Origin of the sequence: Nitrospina gracilis 3/211 (assembly GCF_000341545.2) — a bacterium.
Classification (GTDB): Bacteria; Nitrospinota; Nitrospinia; order Nitrospinales; family Nitrospinaceae; genus Nitrospina; species Nitrospina gracilis.
On the sequence record NZ_HG422173.1, the window covers coordinates 218,868 to 235,923 of the forward strand.

Annotated in this window: 18 protein-coding genes; 10 read left to right on the plus strand and 8 right to left on the minus strand. The window is 57.3% G+C overall.

The window, feature by feature from the left end; genetic code table 11:
- Positions 1 to 42: 42 nt before the first annotated feature.
- Positions 43 to 543 carry a ferritin family protein gene (locus TX82_RS01010; protein WP_005011289.1) on the minus strand — a complete coding sequence of 167 codons (501 nt, stop codon included), beginning with the start codon at positions 541 to 543 and terminating at the stop codon, positions 43 to 45.
- A gap of 167 nt (positions 544 to 710) precedes the next feature.
- Between TX82_RS01010 and rnhA the strand changes: the two genes are divergently transcribed.
- On the plus strand, positions 711 to 1,151 hold the full coding sequence (gene rnhA / locus TX82_RS01015) for a ribonuclease HI (protein ID WP_005011291.1): 441 nt from the start codon (positions 711 to 713) through the stop codon (positions 1,149 to 1,151).
- 294 nt (positions 1,152 to 1,445) lie between these two features.
- Positions 1,446 to 2,702: a murein transglycosylase A gene (gene mltA, locus TX82_RS01020; protein ID WP_187291885.1), complete on the plus strand. Its 1,257-nt coding sequence runs from the start codon at positions 1,446 to 1,448 to the stop codon at positions 2,700 to 2,702.
- A 36-nt stretch (positions 2,703 to 2,738) separates the two neighbouring features.
- On the opposite strand, the gene TX82_RS01025 is transcribed toward mltA, so the two are convergent.
- Entirely contained in the window at positions 2,739 to 3,848 is a 1,110-nt protein-coding gene (locus TX82_RS01025) for a hypothetical protein (protein ID WP_005011294.1), read from the minus strand.
- A 286-nt stretch (positions 3,849 to 4,134) separates the two neighbouring features.
- On the opposite strand from TX82_RS01025, the gene TX82_RS01030 reads away from it, so the two are divergent.
- The gene (locus TX82_RS01030; protein WP_005011305.1) at positions 4,135 to 4,719 is read left to right on the plus strand and encodes a tetratricopeptide repeat protein; all 585 of its coding nucleotides are present in this window, start codon (positions 4,135 to 4,137) and stop codon (positions 4,717 to 4,719) included.
- A gap of 50 nt (positions 4,720 to 4,769) precedes the next feature.
- Here the strand turns inward: TX82_RS01030 and TX82_RS01035 are convergent, their stop codons facing one another.
- From TX82_RS01035 to TX82_RS15885, 3 genes are all read right to left on the minus strand, one after another.
- Positions 4,770 to 5,312 (minus strand): phosphoribosyltransferase, encoded by a 543-nt coding sequence (locus TX82_RS01035; protein WP_005011306.1) that lies wholly within the window; start codon positions 5,310 to 5,312, stop codon positions 4,770 to 4,772.
- 68 nt (positions 5,313 to 5,380) lie between these two features.
- Positions 5,381 to 6,052 carry a protein-L-isoaspartate(D-aspartate) O-methyltransferase gene (locus TX82_RS01040; RefSeq protein WP_005011309.1) on the minus strand — a complete coding sequence of 224 codons (672 nt, stop codon included), beginning with the start codon at positions 6,050 to 6,052 and terminating at the stop codon, positions 5,381 to 5,383.
- A gap of 111 nt (positions 6,053 to 6,163) precedes the next feature.
- On the minus strand, positions 6,164 to 6,493 hold the full coding sequence (locus TX82_RS15885; RefSeq protein ID WP_005011310.1) for a hypothetical protein: 330 nt from the start codon (positions 6,491 to 6,493) through the stop codon (positions 6,164 to 6,166).
- Between the two features lie 94 nt (positions 6,494 to 6,587).
- On the opposite strand from TX82_RS15885, the gene TX82_RS01050 reads away from it, so the two are divergent.
- Entirely contained in the window at positions 6,588 to 7,448 is an 861-nt protein-coding gene (locus tag TX82_RS01050) for a M28 family peptidase (protein ID WP_005011311.1), read from the plus strand.
- A gap of 62 nt (positions 7,449 to 7,510) precedes the next feature.
- On the opposite strand, the gene TX82_RS01055 is transcribed toward TX82_RS01050, so the two are convergent.
- The 3 genes from TX82_RS01055 to TX82_RS01065 form a co-directional block, all read right to left on the minus strand.
- Entirely contained in the window at positions 7,511 to 7,720 is a 210-nt protein-coding gene (locus TX82_RS01055) for a hypothetical protein (protein WP_005011313.1), read from the minus strand.
- Between the two features lie 458 nt (positions 7,721 to 8,178).
- Complete coding sequence (locus TX82_RS01060; protein WP_042250228.1) at positions 8,179 to 8,400, minus strand: hypothetical protein; 222 nt, start codon at positions 8,398 to 8,400, stop codon at positions 8,179 to 8,181.
- 67 nt (positions 8,401 to 8,467) lie between these two features.
- Positions 8,468 to 9,340 carry a hypothetical protein gene (locus TX82_RS01065; protein ID WP_005011320.1) on the minus strand — a complete coding sequence of 291 codons (873 nt, stop codon included), beginning with the start codon at positions 9,338 to 9,340 and terminating at the stop codon, positions 8,468 to 8,470.
- 206 nt (positions 9,341 to 9,546) lie between these two features.
- Here TX82_RS01065 and TX82_RS01070 point away from each other — a divergent pair, with 206 nt between their 5' ends.
- The 6 genes from TX82_RS01070 to TX82_RS01095 all read left to right on the plus strand — a co-directional run.
- A complete protein-coding gene (locus tag TX82_RS01070; protein ID WP_005011322.1) occupies positions 9,547 to 10,416 on the plus strand; it encodes a hypothetical protein in 870 nt (289 codons plus the stop codon).
- A gap of 99 nt (positions 10,417 to 10,515) precedes the next feature.
- Positions 10,516 to 11,586 carry an FtsH protease activity modulator HflK gene (gene hflK / locus TX82_RS01075; RefSeq protein WP_144079046.1) on the plus strand — a complete coding sequence of 357 codons (1,071 nt, stop codon included), beginning with the start codon at positions 10,516 to 10,518 and terminating at the stop codon, positions 11,584 to 11,586.
- A 37-nt stretch (positions 11,587 to 11,623) separates the two neighbouring features.
- Positions 11,624 to 12,472, plus strand: a complete 849-nt coding sequence (gene hflC / locus TX82_RS01080; protein ID WP_005011326.1) for a protease modulator HflC — start codon at positions 11,624 to 11,626, stop codon at positions 12,470 to 12,472.
- 47 nt (positions 12,473 to 12,519) lie between these two features.
- Positions 12,520 to 13,884 (plus strand): Trk system potassium transporter TrkA, encoded by a 1,365-nt coding sequence (trkA, locus tag TX82_RS01085; protein WP_005011328.1) that lies wholly within the window; start codon positions 12,520 to 12,522, stop codon positions 13,882 to 13,884.
- Positions 13,884 to 15,356 carry a TrkH family potassium uptake protein gene (locus tag TX82_RS01090; protein ID WP_005011331.1) on the plus strand — a complete coding sequence of 491 codons (1,473 nt, stop codon included), beginning with the start codon at positions 13,884 to 13,886 and terminating at the stop codon, positions 15,354 to 15,356. The genes trkA and TX82_RS01090 overlap by 1 nt, the downstream gene beginning before the upstream one ends.
- A gap of 194 nt (positions 15,357 to 15,550) precedes the next feature.
- A partial coding sequence (locus tag TX82_RS01095) for a pyruvate carboxylase subunit B (protein WP_084603897.1) occupies positions 15,551 to 17,056 on the plus strand: 1,506 nt, incomplete at its 3' end.

Genomic DNA, 17,056 nt, shown 5'->3' on the forward strand with positions numbered 1-17,056 from the left:
AAAGGGGCTATTTTTCGCCCTTTCCCTCAGGAAGGCTTAAAATCACGGGAGTTGCGCCCTCAATGCCTGCAGTTGTTCAAGATGCTTTTTCTCTTCCACCACCAAATGAGAGAACACGGTGCGAACGTCAATCTTGGTCACCTGCTCAATCAGACCCTCCAGAATCTGAATGGAGTTTTTCTCCGACTGGATACCGATTTCCAACGCTTCCGCATCGGTCCAGGACTGCGGTCGATCCCTGCGGGTTTCTGGAAACACCTTGCCCAGAATCTGCTGCCGGATGAATCGCTGGACTTCCGGTTTTTCCGGGGTACGCCGCTGAACCGCAGGTTGAAGAAAACGCGATTTCTCCTGCAGCGTGCGGGCGTGGTCCTTTTCCTGATCGGCCAGGTGCTCCAGCACCTGCCGTACGCGGTCGTCGTTCACATTCCTCGCCGCCCGCTCGTAGTAAGCAATGCCTTCACGTTCCATTGCCATGCAGATCTGTACGGCGTCGGAACATTGAAGGGTGGTCCTCAAATCTTCTCCCAGGCTGGTAGTCATGAGTTCTCCCCCCATGTCATCAAAACACCTTACCTTAATACTTTGAGAGGCGGGGGCATCTAAAAAGTTTTCAAATATTTTTCGGCTCCCCCAATTTATGCTATCATTTCCCCGGTTTTGTTTTTTAAAATCAATCAATTATGGACAGATTGCGGGGGAGGCCCGGAATGCAGAAAATTTTGATCTACACAGACGGTGCCTGCAAGGGCAACCCCGGGCCCGGGGGGTACGGGGGTCTCATCTTCCAAAACGGGAAAAAGCTGGAATTCAAGGGCTCCGACCCCAGCACCACCAACAACATCATGGAAATGACCGCCGCCATAGTGGCTCTCAAAAAACTCAAGGAGCCGAGCGAAGTGGAACTCTATACCGACTCGGAATACCTGGTTAAAGGCATGACGGAATGGATGCCCAACTGGGTGCGCCGCAACTGGACCACCAGTACCAAAAAACCGGTGAAAAACAAGGAACTCTGGCAGGAACTGAGGCGGCTGGCCGACACTCACAACATCACCTGGAAGTGGGTGCGCGGGCATGCGGGCCATCCCGAAAACGAACGCGCCGACCAGCTGGCCAACGAAGCCATCGTGGAGATGGCCCGCGGTTGATGGATTGATTCCACCTGCCATTGAGGAGAACGGATGCAAAGAAGGGCGCCTTCAAAACGAGAGGGAAACGAAAACGGGTTCACGGTCCCGCCGGGCACGTTTGCCATCGTCTTCTTTTTGTTTTTCAGTTCGTGCGCCACACCGTCTCCTTATATGGCAGGCGATTCAACGTCAGTGGGATACCAAACAACATCCGCGCCACATTCATCGGGTTCCACCTCCGTTCTGCCGCCCACCCGGCCGGACCAGGCAAAACACTGGCTGCATCAAATTGAAGAGTCGCAAAAACAAAACGTGGATTCCCTGCCCTACGCGGTGCATTACGAAGCGGATACGCTGGATGAAGCGGAACCCCTGGTGCAACCCGATTCCCCAGCCAACGATAAAATCCGGGTATTTACCGATAAAACTTTCGCCCCGCCGCCTGAAGTGGAAACCCGGGATTCCGACAACTGGAACGAACTGGAGTTTGTGAACGCGCCGCGTTTCTTCGACGACATGAGCCGCGGCACCCTGCTGCAGGCCATCGACCGCCAGTTGAGCGCCTTCCGTTTCGCCAACCTGGACGAACGCCTGCGCCTGGGTTCGCGCACAGTGACGAAGCGCGACCTGAAAGAAACGCTCATCGCCTTTCGCCGCCTGCTGGTGAGCGGCCTGTCGCCGGAGGAATTCAGCCGTGCGGTGGAAGAGCAGTTTGAAATCATCGAGGCGGGAAAAGGACGCCGCGGTCGCAAGCGCATGCAGTTCACCGGCTACTACACGCCCATCGTGGATGCCAGCCGATACCGGAGCCATGAATACTCCTATCCTCTTTACCGCAAACCAAAACAGGCGCCCACACGCCGGGTGATCTGGACCCAGCCGGAAAGCAACCGCGACTACGGCTATCACCTCAGTAGCCGCACCCGCAACCTTCTGCTGACGCGCAAGGAAATCGACGGGGACTACGTCCTGCGGGACCGAAACCTGGAGATCGCATGGCTGAAGGATGACCTTGACCGGTACTTCCTGCACATACAGGGTTCCGGGTACCTGCGCTTTCCGGACGGCACGGTACAGGCGGTGCGCTTCAACGGGTCCAACGAGCTTCCTTACAAAAGCGTCGGACGGCAGATGATAAAGGACGGCGTCATCACCGAAGGTGAGGGGAGCATGCAGGGCATCAAGGCCTATTTCCAGCGCAACCCGGAACACATCCCGCGTTACCTGTTCCAGAACCGCCGCTACATTTTCTTCGAGCTGGCGGACCAGGGCCCGACGGGATCGGCGGGGGTCGAGCTGGTGCCGGGGCGCGCCCTGGCCACGGACAAGAGGCTTTACCCCGGCGGTGGCCTGGCCTTCATCTCCGCCACCAAACCGGTCCTCGATGAAAACAACCGAATCATCGGCTGGAAGCCGTTTTCCCGCTTCGTGCTCGATCAGGATACGGGAAGCGCCATCAAGGGACCCGGCCGCGCCGACCTGTACTTCGGCGTGGGAGACGCCGCAGGCGTGGCCGCGGGCCACTACAACCAGCACGGCAAAATCGTGTACCTGCTTCGGAAAAAATAATCTGGAAAAGAAAAGAACGGTGGCAGGGGGCCGCCGTCAGTTGGTGGGCAGGTTTTCGTTGTACACCTTGACCTCCGGGTCCTTGCAGAAAACCTCGCCCAACTGCCCGCCGAACCCTTCATCGTCGGTGCCGACGCTCAACAGGCAGTCGTCCGATAGAGCCGGACCCAGCGCCTCGATCTTGATGCCGCCGATCTTCACCTGGAATACGGGATCGGGGTTCCAGTCCACGGGAAGGATATGGCCCGGCGAGGCGTATCCCGCCATGTACACCACGGAGGCGAATGGACCGAAGTCTCCCTCGTCATATGCAGATGCAATCCACATGCGTCCGAGTTTGTCGATGTAAAGGTCCGAGATGTGGCGCACATTGGTTTCGCCCAGCGTCTCCCATACCGGGGCGCGGATGCCGTATTCCAGCACCTTGAAGCGGTCGCCGCGCAGGAACCGGTGCTTCCTCAAATCCAGCGTGTTCCAGAACAGGCGGCTCCGGTGCTTGCCCTCGCCGCGGTCGCCCAGCACCACTTCGACGCGATCGTCGGCTTCCTGGACGCACCCCATGCCTTCAAAGTTGTAGGGCGTTTCCTCATCTTCATCCTGTTTCGGCAGGGACGCCATGCCCAGTATTTTTATTTTCCATTTCTTGCCGCGCTGTTTCAGGCGGACATGAAAAATTCGCCCATCCCGGCCATTGTAATTTGAGCTTTCCAGCAACAGAAACTCGTCGCTGTTCTGCGGCAGACCGCAAATGGCCTCCAGGTCGTTGGCCGGTCCGCCCAGTTTTCGCCACGTGCGGTCGCTCAGGCGGATTTCCTGGTAGAGAGAGGTTCCGTTGACGGCGTCGATGGACAACACGCCGAAGCGGGGACGAAACTGCTCCGCAGGGGAGTCCTTGGAATCGTGGATGAGGAAGAAATCGCCGTTGTCCAGCCGGGCCATGCCGGAGATGTCGATCTGCTCGACGTCCAGCCACTTCTTGAAAAACTTGTTGGCGCCGCCCAGCTCCAGCCCCACCTTGATGGCGGTGGGCTCGGGTTCATCGGGCTCCGTGTTGTAGGGAATCTGGAACAGTTTGCCGCCACAGGCGCTCAACCACAACGCCGCGGAAAGGGCGAACCCCAGACGATATGTGTAGCGAAGGTCCATACTTCCAATGTAAGGAGTGAGGCAATATTTGTCTAGCACCCTGTTTGGTCAAATTTTGCCGGCCCGCGCAACGGGGCCTTTGTCAATAAAGTCCAATCGCCGTTCTCACAACCGTTTCGGTCCTTTTTCAGGGACAGGACCGCTTTGGGAAATTGCATGGAACGCCCCATCCCGAAACCAGCTAAAATGGTCTTTGATAAAAAGCATTTACGGGTCGCCGCCCCTTCCGGGCAAACGGCCTGCTTGTTAAAGTCCACCCTGTATTTTTAAAGAAAGAAGAGCTCCCATGCACCACCGCGATTCCCGATCCCCAGCCATCGCCCTCCTGCTGACAGCCGTGCTTGCCAGTGGACTGTTCTCCGCCTGCGCCACCCAGCGGGTGCAATCCGACTGGTATCAAAAAGGCGATGCCGCGTACGAGCAATCCGATTATAAGGAAGCGTTCGCGTGGTACCGCAAAGCGGCGGAGGCGGGTCACGTGGAGGCACAGACGCAACTCGGCATGATGTACGCCACCGGGCAGGGCGTGCGGCAGGATTACGACGCGGCGCTGGCGTGGACGCGCAAGGCGGCGGAGTCGGGACACGTCCGCGCGCAGACCAATCTCGGCATCCTGTACATGACGGGCTTCGGCATCCCGCGCGATTTTAAAGAGTCGGTGAAGTGGCTGACGATGGGGGCTGAGGGAGGCGACCCAAAGGCGCAGACCCAGCTCGGCCTGATGCGCGAGACGGGCATCGGGATCGCCCGCGATCCCATCCGCGCCCTGCACTGGTACCGCAAAGCCGCCACCAGCACCGAAGAACCCTACGCCACGTTAGCGAGAAACGGCTTGGAACGGTTGGAAGGCGAAGATAGTTTGAAAGATTAGAAAAATTTTAACGCACACTTTTTTTGTTCGGCCTGAAATCTTTTACCCTACTAATCCTCACTGTAAAGCGCGACGAGGCGCTTGTCGACGAAGTCGAAGCGTTCGGTGCGGACCCATTTCTGTTCCTTGTCGGGACTGCCGCTGACGGCGGAGAAATCCAGGTTCGCCGGGTTGCGTTTGATCATGCACGCATAGGTGATGGTCTCCGGCGTCTCCTCGATGTCCAGGTAATCCACGGTGCGCATGAACTGACTGCCCGTGGTCACGATGTCATCGACGATCAGCCAGTGCGTGTCGGCGGGGTACTTGGGTACGCCCAGTTGTTCCAGCTCGATCCTCCGGTGCGGCATGATGTAAAAGGTGAGGTTCATCATCTTCGCCAGCGTGTAACCGATCCGGATGCCTTCGGTCTCGATGCCCACCACCACCTCGAACTGGCCGTGTTCCTTCTGCCACGCTTCCAGCTTGCGCAACAGCATGGCGCAGTAGGCCTCGTTCATGGTGTCGGACAGCGAACCGTAGTCGTAGTTGTAATGGGATTTGATGCCGGGGCCGAACTCGAATTGGCCTTCCTTCTTGATTCGCGAGAACACGGTCGTCACCTCGAGCTAAGTTCCATCCGGTTAGTGGATCGCGGCTGTGGACGGGCCCGGCGGCGGGGTCACTCTTCTTCCGGCCAGCCGTACTTGCCGACCAGCGGCACGAACAGGCAGTGGTTCAGCATGGTCTTCTGCACCCCGCCGTTTTTCACGGTCACGCGGACCAGCTCCTGCCGCTCGGAATCGCCGACGGGCAAAATCATGCGGCCGCCGTCCTTCAATTGTTCGACCAGCGTTTTGGGAACGTCCGGCGCCGCCGCTGTTACCAGAATAGCATCATACGGCCCCTGATCGCGCCATCCATAGGTGCCGTCGAAGATTTTGTAGTTGATATTGGTGTAGCCCAATCGGTCAAGCAGTTCCTTGGCGCGGCGGCCGAGCGGCTTGATGCGCTCGACGGTGAACACCTGCGCCGCCAGTTCCGCCAGCAGGGCCGTCTGGTAGCCGGAGCCGGTGCCGATTTCCAGCACGCGTTCCTCGCCCTTGAGCGCCAGCGCTTCGGTCATGGCGGCAACGATGTACGGTTGCGAGATGGTCTGGTTGTCGCCAATGGGGAGAGGATGGTCGCCGTAAGCCTTGTGCTGGAACGAGGGCTCGACGAACAGGTGGCGCGGCAGGCGGCTCATCGCTTCCAGCACCGCGAGGTCGCGGATGCCGCGGTCAATCAGTTGTTCTTCGACCATCTTTTGCCGCTGGCCGGAGTACTCGTGGGACGATCGGGCAGTCAGGTTCATTCAATTTCCGGGAGGTTACGCGCAGGGATTCTGCCCTGTGCTGGGGTAGTACGGTGCCGGGTACGGCACAAAATCAGCACGCGGCGCGCCGTGGACGGGCGGACTGCGCGATCAATGTATGGGAATGGACCGGTCCGTCCCGAACCGCTCGAACGCAAGCTGAAACGGGTGTTTGACCCCGGACGCGGGAGGTTGTATGGTGTCCATCCGGCGGGGATCCTGGTAAAAAATCAGGTCCCACTGGTCCTGGTACCGGTCGTATTTCAACAGGTAGATATTGTCGTCGTCGGCCTTCACCTTGAAATAGTCGCAGTCGTCCCCCAGCCAGGCGTCGATGACCTCGCGCACCTGGAACGATCGCCGAAAATCGCGGTCGGCGAGAGTGAACGCCACGGGGCGTTCGTTGACCTTGTAGCCGGAGTGGCACTCTACCTTGACCATGCCGATTATGGTATGACTTGCTCCCTTAAATGTAAACCCATTTTTTGACCGCCAAAATCCCTGAAAACCGCCTTCTAAAGCGGGGAAACGACCCATGCGCCCAGCCGAAACCGCCTCCCTCGAATCGCATTTAAAGGCCCTTGTGGGCGAACGGAACCCCTTTTCCTCACCGGAGGCCCTGGCGGCCGCCGGAGCCTATGTCGAATCCCATTTTTCGGCCTGCGGGCTGGAGGTGTGGCGCGACCCGGTGTCTTTCGAGGGAAAAGAGTATTTCAACGTGTTTGGCCGTCTGGAAGGAGCGCACCCGGAGGAAGGCCTGCTGATCGTCGGGGCGCATTTCGATACGGTGGAAGGCACGCCGGGCGCGGACGACAACGCCAGTGCCGTGGCAGCGCTACTGGAAATCGCCTCCTGCCTGAAAGACACCAAGCCGGCTTTGACCATCCTGTTCGCAGGATTCACGCTGGAAGAATATGCCTTCGTCGGCAGCGAGCACCTGTGCAAACGGCTCATGCAGGAGGATGTGCCGGTGGCCGGGATGATCTCGCTTGAGATGCTGGGGTTCGTGAACCGCACGCCGCATTCGCAGAACTATCCGCATTACGTCGATCCGGCGAAGTATCCGGATACGGGCGACTTCATCGCCGTGGTCGGCAACGAGGTGTCGCAGGCGATGACGGTGTCGCTGGTGGAATCGATGAAGCAGGCTGTGCCGGGGCTGGGCGTGGAGTTCCTGGTGGTGCCGGGAGACGGCGCGGCGTTTCCGGAGGTGCAGTTGAGCGACCATTCCCCCTTCTGGAAGGGCGGGCACAAGGCGGTGATGGTGACCGACACCGCATTCTTCCGCAATCCGCATTACCACATGCCCTCGGACACGCTGGAGATGCTCGACCTTCCCTTCCTGCGCGACGTCACCGAAGGCGTGGCGGCGTACCTGGTCTCTCCCCAAATGTAAAAACGGGAGCCCGTGCGGACTCCCGTTCCTGAATCAGCAAACCCCATGCATCACCGATGCGTTCAACTCATGTTGAACAACCGTTTCAGTTGGCGTTGCGTATTTTTCATCGTCTGATCCGGGTTCTTAACGAACAGATGAACCGTCAGCGCGAAGCCCAGGCCGACCACGATGCCGCCCACGATGGCGGCGATGAGCGCGCTTTCCGCACTCACTCCGGAGACGATGCCGATGCCGAGAGACAGCGGGATCGCCACCAGGAACACAACCATGCTGGATAAAAAGTCCTCTCTTTTTATTTCAAATGCCCTAAGGCTCATAAATCGCTTTCACTTCCTTTCTTTCCCCCTGAATTCGGTTAATGCATTTTTAAACCGCAAAACGCGCCCTTTAATCCAACAAGACGCGTCTTCGACAGAACTCCTTTCGCTGGAGGATCCCACTTGAATTCCGGGTCATGCCTCGTCAGAGCGGAGGAATACCCATCATTTGTCTAATAAAACGGATTTGAGGCAACGCAAGACCGGCCCCGGCGCAGGAACCGGTAGGATTCGGCAAACAGCCGTCTATTGCAGCGGGATTCAAAGGGGGGATTATTTGGATGAGGGGGATTCGCCGTCGGTCAGATTGTCCAACGTTTTCTCCAGCCGCTTGGCGTTTTTCTTGAACACCTTCTGCGCGTTCCTGGAGGATTGCTCGATGCTCTTTTCGATGTTCTTGATCGATTTCTTCAGGCCGGTTTCCTTGTTCTTTTCAACCAGGTTTTTTTGGTTTTCTGGATCTGCTTTTTCGCGCGCTCGACGTTTTCCTCCCAGTTGAGAGAATCGAGCACCTTGTCCTTTGCTTTTTCGAGAGCGCCCGCCTCTCCCTTTTTGCCTTTGCCGTCATCGGCATGGAGAGGAACGGCAACCAAAAACAGGACCGCAACAAGCAGAATGGACTTGGTAATCATACGCCCCATAGACACGGTGATCGAATGAGGGAACGGGTGGGACATGGCAACGGCCGGGCTGAGCGCGTTACGGTTTTTCGGAAACCGCTGTGCCTTCTTCCTTCTTTTTGGTGTCGTCATCGCCAACCAGTTTCTTGAAGGCTTCTTTCAGTGGATTGCTGGACTTTTCGCCTTTTTCCTCTTCTTTATTTTCCCCGGTGGCTTCGACTTTTGAGGTGCTGTCCGTTTTCGATTTGGTTTCCACCTTGGCCTGTTTCGGCTCGTCCTCCAGTTCCTTTTTGTCATCGCCTTTCACGGTCTCGACGATTTTATCAATGGTCTGGGAAATGAACTTCTTGGCGCTGGCCTTGGTTTTTTCTTCCGAGGATTCCGCCTGGGCCTCCGCCTCAACCTTTTTCTCCTTTGCGGCGTCTTTCAGCTTGGCAGCTTTTTCCTCAGCCTCTTCCTTGGCCTGTTCAGTTTCTTCCTTGTTTTTGATCAGGGTCTTGAAGGCTTTCTTGATGATTCCATCCTTGGGTTTTTCCTCTTCAGGGGTTCCGGCTTCCGGCTTGGTTTCGGCTTTTTCGATGTCCCCGGATTCACCGGATTTATCATCCTTCTTGCCAACCAGTTTCTTGAAGGTTTCCTTCAGGATGTTCGTGGATTCCTTTTTCTCTCCGGTTTCCGGCTCCGGTTCGGACTCCGCCTTTTTGGTTTTTGAAGGCGGCGACTTTTCCACCGCGGTTTCTTCACCCGCTTTTTTTTCCTCGTCTTTACCGACCAGTTTTTTAAACGCCTCTTTCAGCATATTGGTTTTGGCCGGTGTTTTTTCAGTTTCACTTCCCTGGACTTCCGGCTCGTTTCCCTTGCCGGTGGACGCACTTTCGGCGAAAGCGGGTCCGGTCTGCACCATGGCCACCACCAGGATGAAGGCCATCAATGTGTTATAGCAGGTTTTCATAAATGGCACTTTTCCCCTCCCCAAAACAGGTCAACCCCTTGTTATGCAACTCTCTCTTTAATTGTAAACGCAATGCATTTCATTATAGAAGCAAAATTACATTTTTTTACGGCCCCCCTGCCGCCGGACCCAAAGGAAACCCGATAAACCTTGAAATCAAAATCCTTTTTGGTCACAATGGGGCCATTAAAAATGAGTGAGAAGCCATGTTAGCGTTTGCAAAAGACATCACCAAAACGGACCCCAGCCACCCCGAAGAATCCAACAACGAAAAGTTGAAGGAATACATGGAATACCAGCGCTCCCTCAACCACGAGCGGCTGGTGTTCCACGCTCTCGACCGGGCCAAGACCGGCCTGCAGCAAATCATTCAGGACAGCTGGGGAGAGGCGACCAAGTCGGAAACCCACCTCAAGGAAAATTTTCCGGTATCGCAGCGCTACGCCGACCAGGAAACGCTGATGATCATGTTGCGCAAACTGGTGAACGCGCACAACAGCACCAACAACTGGTACCAGATGAACCCTTTTTTCTGCGGGGTGGTTTACGATGCGCTGGAACGCTTTCTTGCCATGTACAACCGGCTCGCGAAGGAGGAACCGGAAAAAGCGGAAGAGTTGGGAATCGCCGAAGGGGGCCGCGAAGTGGATTTCGACGACTGGGTCCGCCTTTATTTTCTGGATCTCGACTTCATGATCGGCCAGGAGATGAATTACGTCCACTTTGCCAACCGCCGCCGCAACAAGGCCATTGAAACCTTCATCGGTCAGCAGATGGCGAGCGGCAAAAGCAGGGAGGACGCGGCCAAGGAAGCGGGTGACGAATTCAACATGGACGAAGCTTCGATCCGGATATATCTTGGTTACGAAATCAATCATCAGGACCTGGAGTTGTTTTATACCTCCGCTGAAAACCCCATCTATGAATACCTGTACGACCCCAGTGCGGAAGAAGGGTTCATGGACGGGGAAACCCTCATCGACTATTCTTATTTTCTCGGTCACCAGCTCAAGGGTTTGAGCGAAACCGAGGCGGAAAAAGTCCTCGAAGATATTGAAAAACTTTCAAAACACTGATCGCTGGGCTACACTGAAATTAGTTCGGTAACTTTTCAATACCGGGTCCCTCGTTCCGAGCGGGTCCCGTTAACCAAGTGAATTATGTCGAATCACAACATGTCATGGGATGATCTTCACGACCAGGGCCCGCCGCAGGAACGCCAACGGCCGCGCTCCGGTGGCGGTGGTGGTGAAGGACCGGGCGGCCCCGGACCGCAAATGCAGATGCCCCAGTTCAAGATGCCGCCGTTCAAACCCGGCACCGTATTGGCAGCCATCCTCGTTCTGCTGGCACTCTGGATTCTGCCCAGCGTTTTTTATTTCGTGGAACAGGATGAAGAAGGGGTGGTCACCCGCTTCGGCCGGTACGACCGCACCACCCTGCCCGGCCCGCATTTCAAGTTCCCATCTCCCATCGAACACGTATACACCCCGAAAGTCCGCCAGGTGCGCCGCACCGAAATCGGTTTCCGCCTCAACAACGCTGGCCAGGTGCGCGACTTCCCGCCGGAATCGTTGATGGTGACCGGCGACCAGAACATCATCGACATCGACCTGGTCGTTCAGTACAACATTTCCGACTCCAAGGACTTCCTGTTCATCGTGCGCGATACGGCACAGGTGGTCCGCGACGCGGCGGAGACCGTCATCCGCGGCATCATCGGCAACAAGATGATCGATGAAGCCCTGACCGTTGGAAAGGCGGAGATCCAGATCCTGGTCAAGGAACAGATGCAGGCCCTGCTCGACGAATACCAGGCGGGCATCCGCATCATCAACGTGCAATTGCAGGACGTCAGCCCGCCGAAGCAGGTGGAAAGCGCATTCAAGGACGTCGTCAGCGCGCGTGAAGACAAGGAACGCATGATCAACGAAGCGCAGGGGTACCGCAACGCGGTGATCCCGGAAGCCCGCGGACAGGCGGCCCAGATTGTCCGCAATGCGGAAGGTTACCGCGAACAGATCGTCAAGAAATCGCGTGGTGACGCCGCCCGGTTCCTGTCCCAGTTCCAAGAATACAAGAAAGCGCCGGAAATCACCCGCCGGCGCATCTACCTGGAAACCATGGAAGAAATCTTCCCCAACATGAACAAGTTCGTCATTGGCGGAAAAGGGAGCGGGGTTCTGCCGATCCTGCCCCTGGGCAAGGATTTCCAGCAAAACATGAACATGAACGGCCGCAAGTGATGCGGCCGCCATTCACCGAAAGCGGAATCGATCGATTATGAAACAGGCCAGTGTCATTGGACTCATTGTTCTGCTCATCGTGCTGTACAGCTCGATGTTCACCGTCAAGATGACGGAAAACGCCGTGGTCCTTCAGCTCCAGGAATACAAAAAGACCATCACCGAGCCCGGACTGTACTTCAAAATCCCGGTCATCCAGTCGGTGAAGTACTTTTCCAAACAACTGCTGGTCAACGACGATGAAGCTTACGAAGTCATCACCAAGGACAAGAAAACCCTGCTGATTGACAACTATTCCATGTGGCGCATCGTCGATCCGCTGAAGTTCCTGCAAACGGTGCGTACGGAACGCGGCGGAGCCTCGCGTCTCGACGACCTCATCAAATCGGAGTTGCGCGTGGAGTTGGGTACGCACGACCTGGTGGACGCCATCGTCAACACCCGTGAGCAGATCATGAACAAGGTCACTGAAGAAGTGGATAAAAAGGCGGCCGACTACGGCATCCAGGTGACCGACGTGCGTATCAAGCGCGCCGACCTGCCGCCGGAAATCGCCAACTCCATTTTCAACCGCATGCGCACGGAGCGCGAGCGCATCGCCAAGGAATACCGTTCGGAAGGCAAGGAGGAAGCCACCAAGATCCGCGCCGAAACCGACAAGGAAAAAACCATCCTGATGGCCGAGGCGTACGAAGAAGAACAGAAAATCCGGGGTGAAGGCGAAAAGGAATCGATCCGAATTTACGCCGAGGCGTACAGCCGGGACCCGGATTTTTACGCTTTCATGCGGTCCATGGAGGCTTACAAGAATTCCCTGAAAACGGACACCACGGTACTGATGGACGAGAAGTCCGATTTCCTGGAATACCTCAACAAAATCCGTTAGCCGGGCGGGCGGCACTGCGGCCTGCCCCGCTTGAACGACCACCGTCCATGAAAATTCTGATCGTCGGCGCCGGCATCGTTGGGTTCAACCTCGCCCAGGAACTGTCCCACGAGGGACACGACATCTCCATCATCGACGAAAACGCCGAGCGCATCAAAACCATCTCCGAAAAGCTCGACGTGCTTGCCATCCACGGCAATGGCTGCATTCCCAGCACCCTGTTGAAAGCCCAGATTCGCGGCGCAGACATGGTGATCTCCGTCACCGACAAGGACGAGATCAACCTCATGGTCTGTTTCCTCGGACAAAAGTTTGGCATCCCCAAACGGTTCGCCCGCCTGCGCAACGTGGAATTGACCGGCGCCAGCAAGGTGTTCAGCCCGCAGGAACTGTTCGTCGATTACGCCATCAATCCCGGCGAGATCGTGGTCGATTCCCTGCTCAAGATCATCCAGACGCCCAGTTCCATCAACGTCGCCGAATTCGCCGGCGGCCACATCCTGCTCCGCGGCTTCGAGGTGGCGGAAGACGCGCCGCTGGTCGGCAAGACCATCAGGGAAATCCGCAGTGTGTCTGAGATGAACTCCTTCATGGTGGTGGCCCTGGTGCGCGACGGAAGCCTGCACGTGCCCAAGTTTGAAGACACGGTTCAGCCGAAGGACAAGGCCTACATCGTGATCGACAGCGAGTTTCTGCCGCTCGCGCTCCCCATGTTCAACAAAAAAGTGGAACAGATCCACAAGGTCATCATGTACGGGGCCAACCCCATCTCGATCAACCTCGCCCAGGAACTGCACAAGTTCGTAGACGACGTGTCGATCATCGAGCCCAGTCACGACTACGCCACGACCGCTGCCGACTCGCTCGAGAACACCGTCATCCTGCACGGCAACGGAACCGACCCGGACCTGTTCAACGACATCAACATGAAGGACGCGGACCTGTATCTCGCCCTTTCCGACAATGACGAGATGAACATCCTCTCCGCCCTGCTCGCAAAAAAACACGGGGCGAAGCGCGCCGCCGTCCTCACCAACGACCCCGATTACATGCCGATCCTCGATTCCATCGGCATGGACATCAACATCAACCCGCGCCTCATCACCGTTTCCGCCATTCTCAAGCACCTGCGGAAGGGCGAAGTGCTGAACGTGCACAAACTGGCGGAGGGCGAGGCGGAGGTCATGGAGATCGTGGTCCATCCCAAATCCACCGCCGTCGGCAAACGGATCAACCAGCTTCGCATGCCGACGGAGGCCATCATCGGCGCGATTGTCCGCAAGGGCGAGATGATCGTGCCTGCAGGGGCGACGGAGATCGAAGCGGAAGACACGGTGATCCTCGCCACCCTGCCCCAATGTCTTGAAAAGGTGGAGAAAATCTTCAGCGAAAAAACAGGCTTCTTTTCCTGATGAACCTTCAGGCCATTTTCAACGTCGTCGGCGTCCTTCTTATTCTTCTGGGTGCGATTCTGATCGTGCCCCTGCTGGTTTCCCTTTATTACCTGGAGCCGGGCCTTCACGGCGCCATGGCTCCGCACACGGCGTTTCTCATCGTCGCCATCCTTTCGGTGGTCGTTGGCTCCGCACTGTGGAAGTACCTGCCTTCCGGCATTGAAAAACTGCGCGAGCGGGAGGGTTTCGCCATCGTCGGCGTCTCCTGGGTGTCGCTCACCCTGGTTTCCTGTCTGCCACTCTATTTGACCGGCGCCTGCCCGAGTTTCGTCGATGCGTTTTTCGAGACCATGAGCGGTTTCACCACCACCGGCGCATCGGTGCTTTCCAACATCGACGACCTGCCGCACGGCGTCCTGTTCTGGCGGAACCTGATGCAGTGGATGGGTGGCATGGGCATCATCATGCTGTCGCTGGCCATCTTTCCGGCGCTTGGCATCGGAAGTTTCCAACTGTTCAAGGCGGAAATTCCCGGCGGCGCCACCGTCGAGCGCATGCAGCCGCGCCTGGCCGAAACCGCCAAGCTCCTGTGGACCACTTACCTCGTGCTGACCGTGGCGGAGATCGCACTCTTGGTGGGCGGCGGCATGGGCTGGTTCGACGCCGTCTGCCACACGTTTTCCACCGTTGCCACCGGAGGTTTCTCCCCGCATCAGGAAAGCGTCGGCCATTTCAACAATTTGTATTTCGAAATGGTCATTATCACTTTCATGTACCTGGGAGGCGTCAACTTCGCCCTGCACTACCACATGGTGCACCGCAACTGGGACGTGGTGACCACCAACCCGGAACTCCGCTTCTACACCCTCGTCGTCGTGTTGAGCGTGGCCGCCGCCACCGTGGGCCTGTGGGCACAGACTCCCGAAAACGGCGTCGGCGATGCGCTTCGCCGCGCCGCCTTCAACGTGGTTTCCATCAACACCACCACCGGCTACGCCACCGACGACTTCACCCAGTGGCCGGATTACCTGCAGGTGCTCCTGGTTGGACTCATGATGATGGGGGCCTGTGCCGGGTCCACCAGCGGTTCGTTCAAGGCCATCCGCGTCATCATCATCCTCAAGGTCATTTACCGGGAGTTGCAAAAACTCGTTCATCCCCGCGCGGTCATCAGCATCAAGGTCGGGCAGAGGGCTCTGGACAGCGACCAGGTCACCAACGTGCTTTCCCTGTGGGGGCTCTTCTTTGGATTGTCCGGATTGGGCTATCTTTTACTGTCGATCCTGGGCGTCGACAACGCCACCAGCCTGACGGGCACCATCGCCTGCCTGTTCAACATCGGCCCCGGCCTGGGCGCGGTCGGCCCGGCGGGGGACTATTCCTCCATCCCCGCCGCCGGAAAATGGATTCTGAGCCTGATGATGCTCCTGGGGCGTCTCGAAATCTACGGAATCCTGCTCCTTTTCATGCCGGTCACCTGGCGCAAATAAGCATAAAATTGAATTGATTTTGGCAGGCTAATCCCTTAGTATTCTCCTGTCCAAATCCTGGGGGCATCCTCCTTCATTCCTTGATTCCATAAGAGTTTATGAGCCAAGGTCGAACTGTGTCCCCAGCCGGTGACCAGCAATTTGTTGCCCGGTAACCGTAACCCAACACAACCTTTTCGAAGGATTTCTGTGGGATGAATACCAACACCAATCCTCTTAAAATCACCGAAGTGGTCCTGCGGGACGCGCACCAGTCACTGCTCGCCACCCGTATGAAAACCGCGGACATGCTTCCAATAGCGGAAAAGCTGGATGCCGTCGGCTTTTTCTCGCTGGAAATGTGGGGCGGTGCGACGTTCGACAGTTGCATCCGATTCCTCAACGAAGACCCGTGGGAACGCGTCCGCGTACTCAAGAAAAAAATGCCGAAGACCCCGTTTCAGATGCTCCTGCGGGGGCAAAACTGCGTCGGCTACCGCCATTACGCCGACGACATCGTCGAGCGGTTCGTGCAGAAATCGGCAGACGTTGGCATCGACATTTTTCGGATTTTTGACGCCCTGAACGACCTCCGCAATATTGAGGTGGCCGTCAAGACTGCGAAAAAGGCCGGTGGCACGGTCGAAGGCTGCATCAGCTACACGGTGAGCCCGGTCCACAACATTCCGCTTTACAAGGACATGGCCAAACGGATCGTGGACATGGGGTGTGACATCCTGTGCATCAAAGACATGGCGGGGCTTTTGACCCCGCAAGTGGCCGGCCCGCTCATCACCGAGTTGAAAAAGGAAATTCCGCTTCCCATCCACCTGCACAGCCACGCCACCACGGGCCTGGCGGGCATGAACATGCAGGCCGCCATCAACGCCGGCGTGGACATGGTGGACACGGCGATCTCCAGTTTGTCGATGGGCACCTCGCATTACCCGACGGAGTGCATCGTTGCCGCCACCCAGGGCACCCCGCGCGACAGCGGGCTGGATTTGGAACTGCTGGAAGAAATCTCCGCATACTTCAAGGAAGTGCGCAAACACTACGCCCAGTATGAAAGCAATTTCGTCGGCGTGGACATCAATATTCTGCAAAGCCAGATCCCCGGCGGCATGATCTCCAATATGGAAAACCAGCTCCGCGAGCAGAACGCACACGACAAGCTGGATGAAGTATTAAAGGAAGTGCCGCGCGTGCGCAAGGATCTGGGATACCCCCCGCTGGTCACGCCGACCAGCCAGATCGTCGGTTCGCAGGCCACATTGAATGTGCTGACCGGCGAACGCTACAAAATCATCACCAAGGAAACGCGCGAGTGCGTGCTCGGTAAATACGGCAAACTGCCTGGCGAACTGGAGCCCGAACTGGTGCAGAAAATCGCAAAGGAAGAAAAGCTCATCGACTGCCGTCCCGCGGATCTGCTGGACCCGGAATGGGAAAAGATTTCAGCGGAAGTCGGCGACAGGGCGAAGTCGGACGAAGACCGGTTGACGTACGCGATGTTTCCGAAGGTGGCGTTGAAGTTCTTTGAGACGCGCGGCAAACCGCTTCCCGAAGCGGCCCCCGCCGCGGCCTCCGCCAACGGCAAGAAAGGCGCACCGGCGGCCGCACCGTCTGCGGCGCCTGCCGCCTCCGCGGCTTCTGCCGGACCGGCGGTGTACGAAGTGAAGGTCAACGGCAAACCCTACACGGTGGAAGTGGGTCCGGCC

What these genes read in the sequence shown, in the direction of transcription:
- TX82_RS01010 (WP_005011289.1), bottom strand. Translation starts at nt 543, where the DNA reads ATGACTACCAGCCTGGGAGAAGATTTGAGGACCACCCTTCAATGTTCC.
- rnhA (WP_005011291.1), top strand. Translation starts at nt 711, where the DNA reads ATGCAGAAAATTTTGATCTACACAGACGGTGCCTGCAAGGGCAACCCC.
- TX82_RS01025 (WP_005011294.1), bottom strand. Translation starts at nt 3,848, where the DNA reads ATGGACCTTCGCTACACATATCGTCTGGGGTTCGCCCTTTCCGCGGCG.
- TX82_RS01030 (WP_005011305.1), top strand. Translation starts at nt 4,135, where the DNA reads ATGCACCACCGCGATTCCCGATCCCCAGCCATCGCCCTCCTGCTGACA.
- TX82_RS01040 (WP_005011309.1), bottom strand. Translation starts at nt 6,052, where the DNA reads ATGAACCTGACTGCCCGATCGTCCCACGAGTACTCCGGCCAGCGGCAA.
- TX82_RS15885 (WP_005011310.1), bottom strand. Translation starts at nt 6,493, where the DNA reads ATGGTCAAGGTAGAGTGCCACTCCGGCTACAAGGTCAACGAACGCCCC.
- TX82_RS01050 (WP_005011311.1), top strand. Translation starts at nt 6,588, where the DNA reads ATGCGCCCAGCCGAAACCGCCTCCCTCGAATCGCATTTAAAGGCCCTT.
- TX82_RS01055 (WP_005011313.1), bottom strand. Translation starts at nt 7,720, where the DNA reads ATGGTTGTGTTCCTGGTGGCGATCCCGCTGTCTCTCGGCATCGGCATC.
- TX82_RS01060 (WP_042250228.1), bottom strand. Translation starts at nt 8,400, where the DNA reads ATGATTACCAAGTCCATTCTGCTTGTTGCGGTCCTGTTTTTGGTTGCC.
- TX82_RS01065 (WP_005011320.1), bottom strand. Translation starts at nt 9,340, where the DNA reads ATGAAAACCTGCTATAACACATTGATGGCCTTCATCCTGGTGGTGGCC.
- TX82_RS01070 (WP_005011322.1), top strand. Translation starts at nt 9,547, where the DNA reads ATGTTAGCGTTTGCAAAAGACATCACCAAAACGGACCCCAGCCACCCC.
- hflK (WP_144079046.1), top strand. Translation starts at nt 10,516, where the DNA reads ATGTCATGGGATGATCTTCACGACCAGGGCCCGCCGCAGGAACGCCAA.
- hflC (WP_005011326.1), top strand. Translation starts at nt 11,624, where the DNA reads ATGAAACAGGCCAGTGTCATTGGACTCATTGTTCTGCTCATCGTGCTG.
- trkA (WP_005011328.1), top strand. Translation starts at nt 12,520, where the DNA reads ATGAAAATTCTGATCGTCGGCGCCGGCATCGTTGGGTTCAACCTCGCC.
- TX82_RS01090 (WP_005011331.1), top strand. Translation starts at nt 13,884, where the DNA reads ATGAACCTTCAGGCCATTTTCAACGTCGTCGGCGTCCTTCTTATTCTT.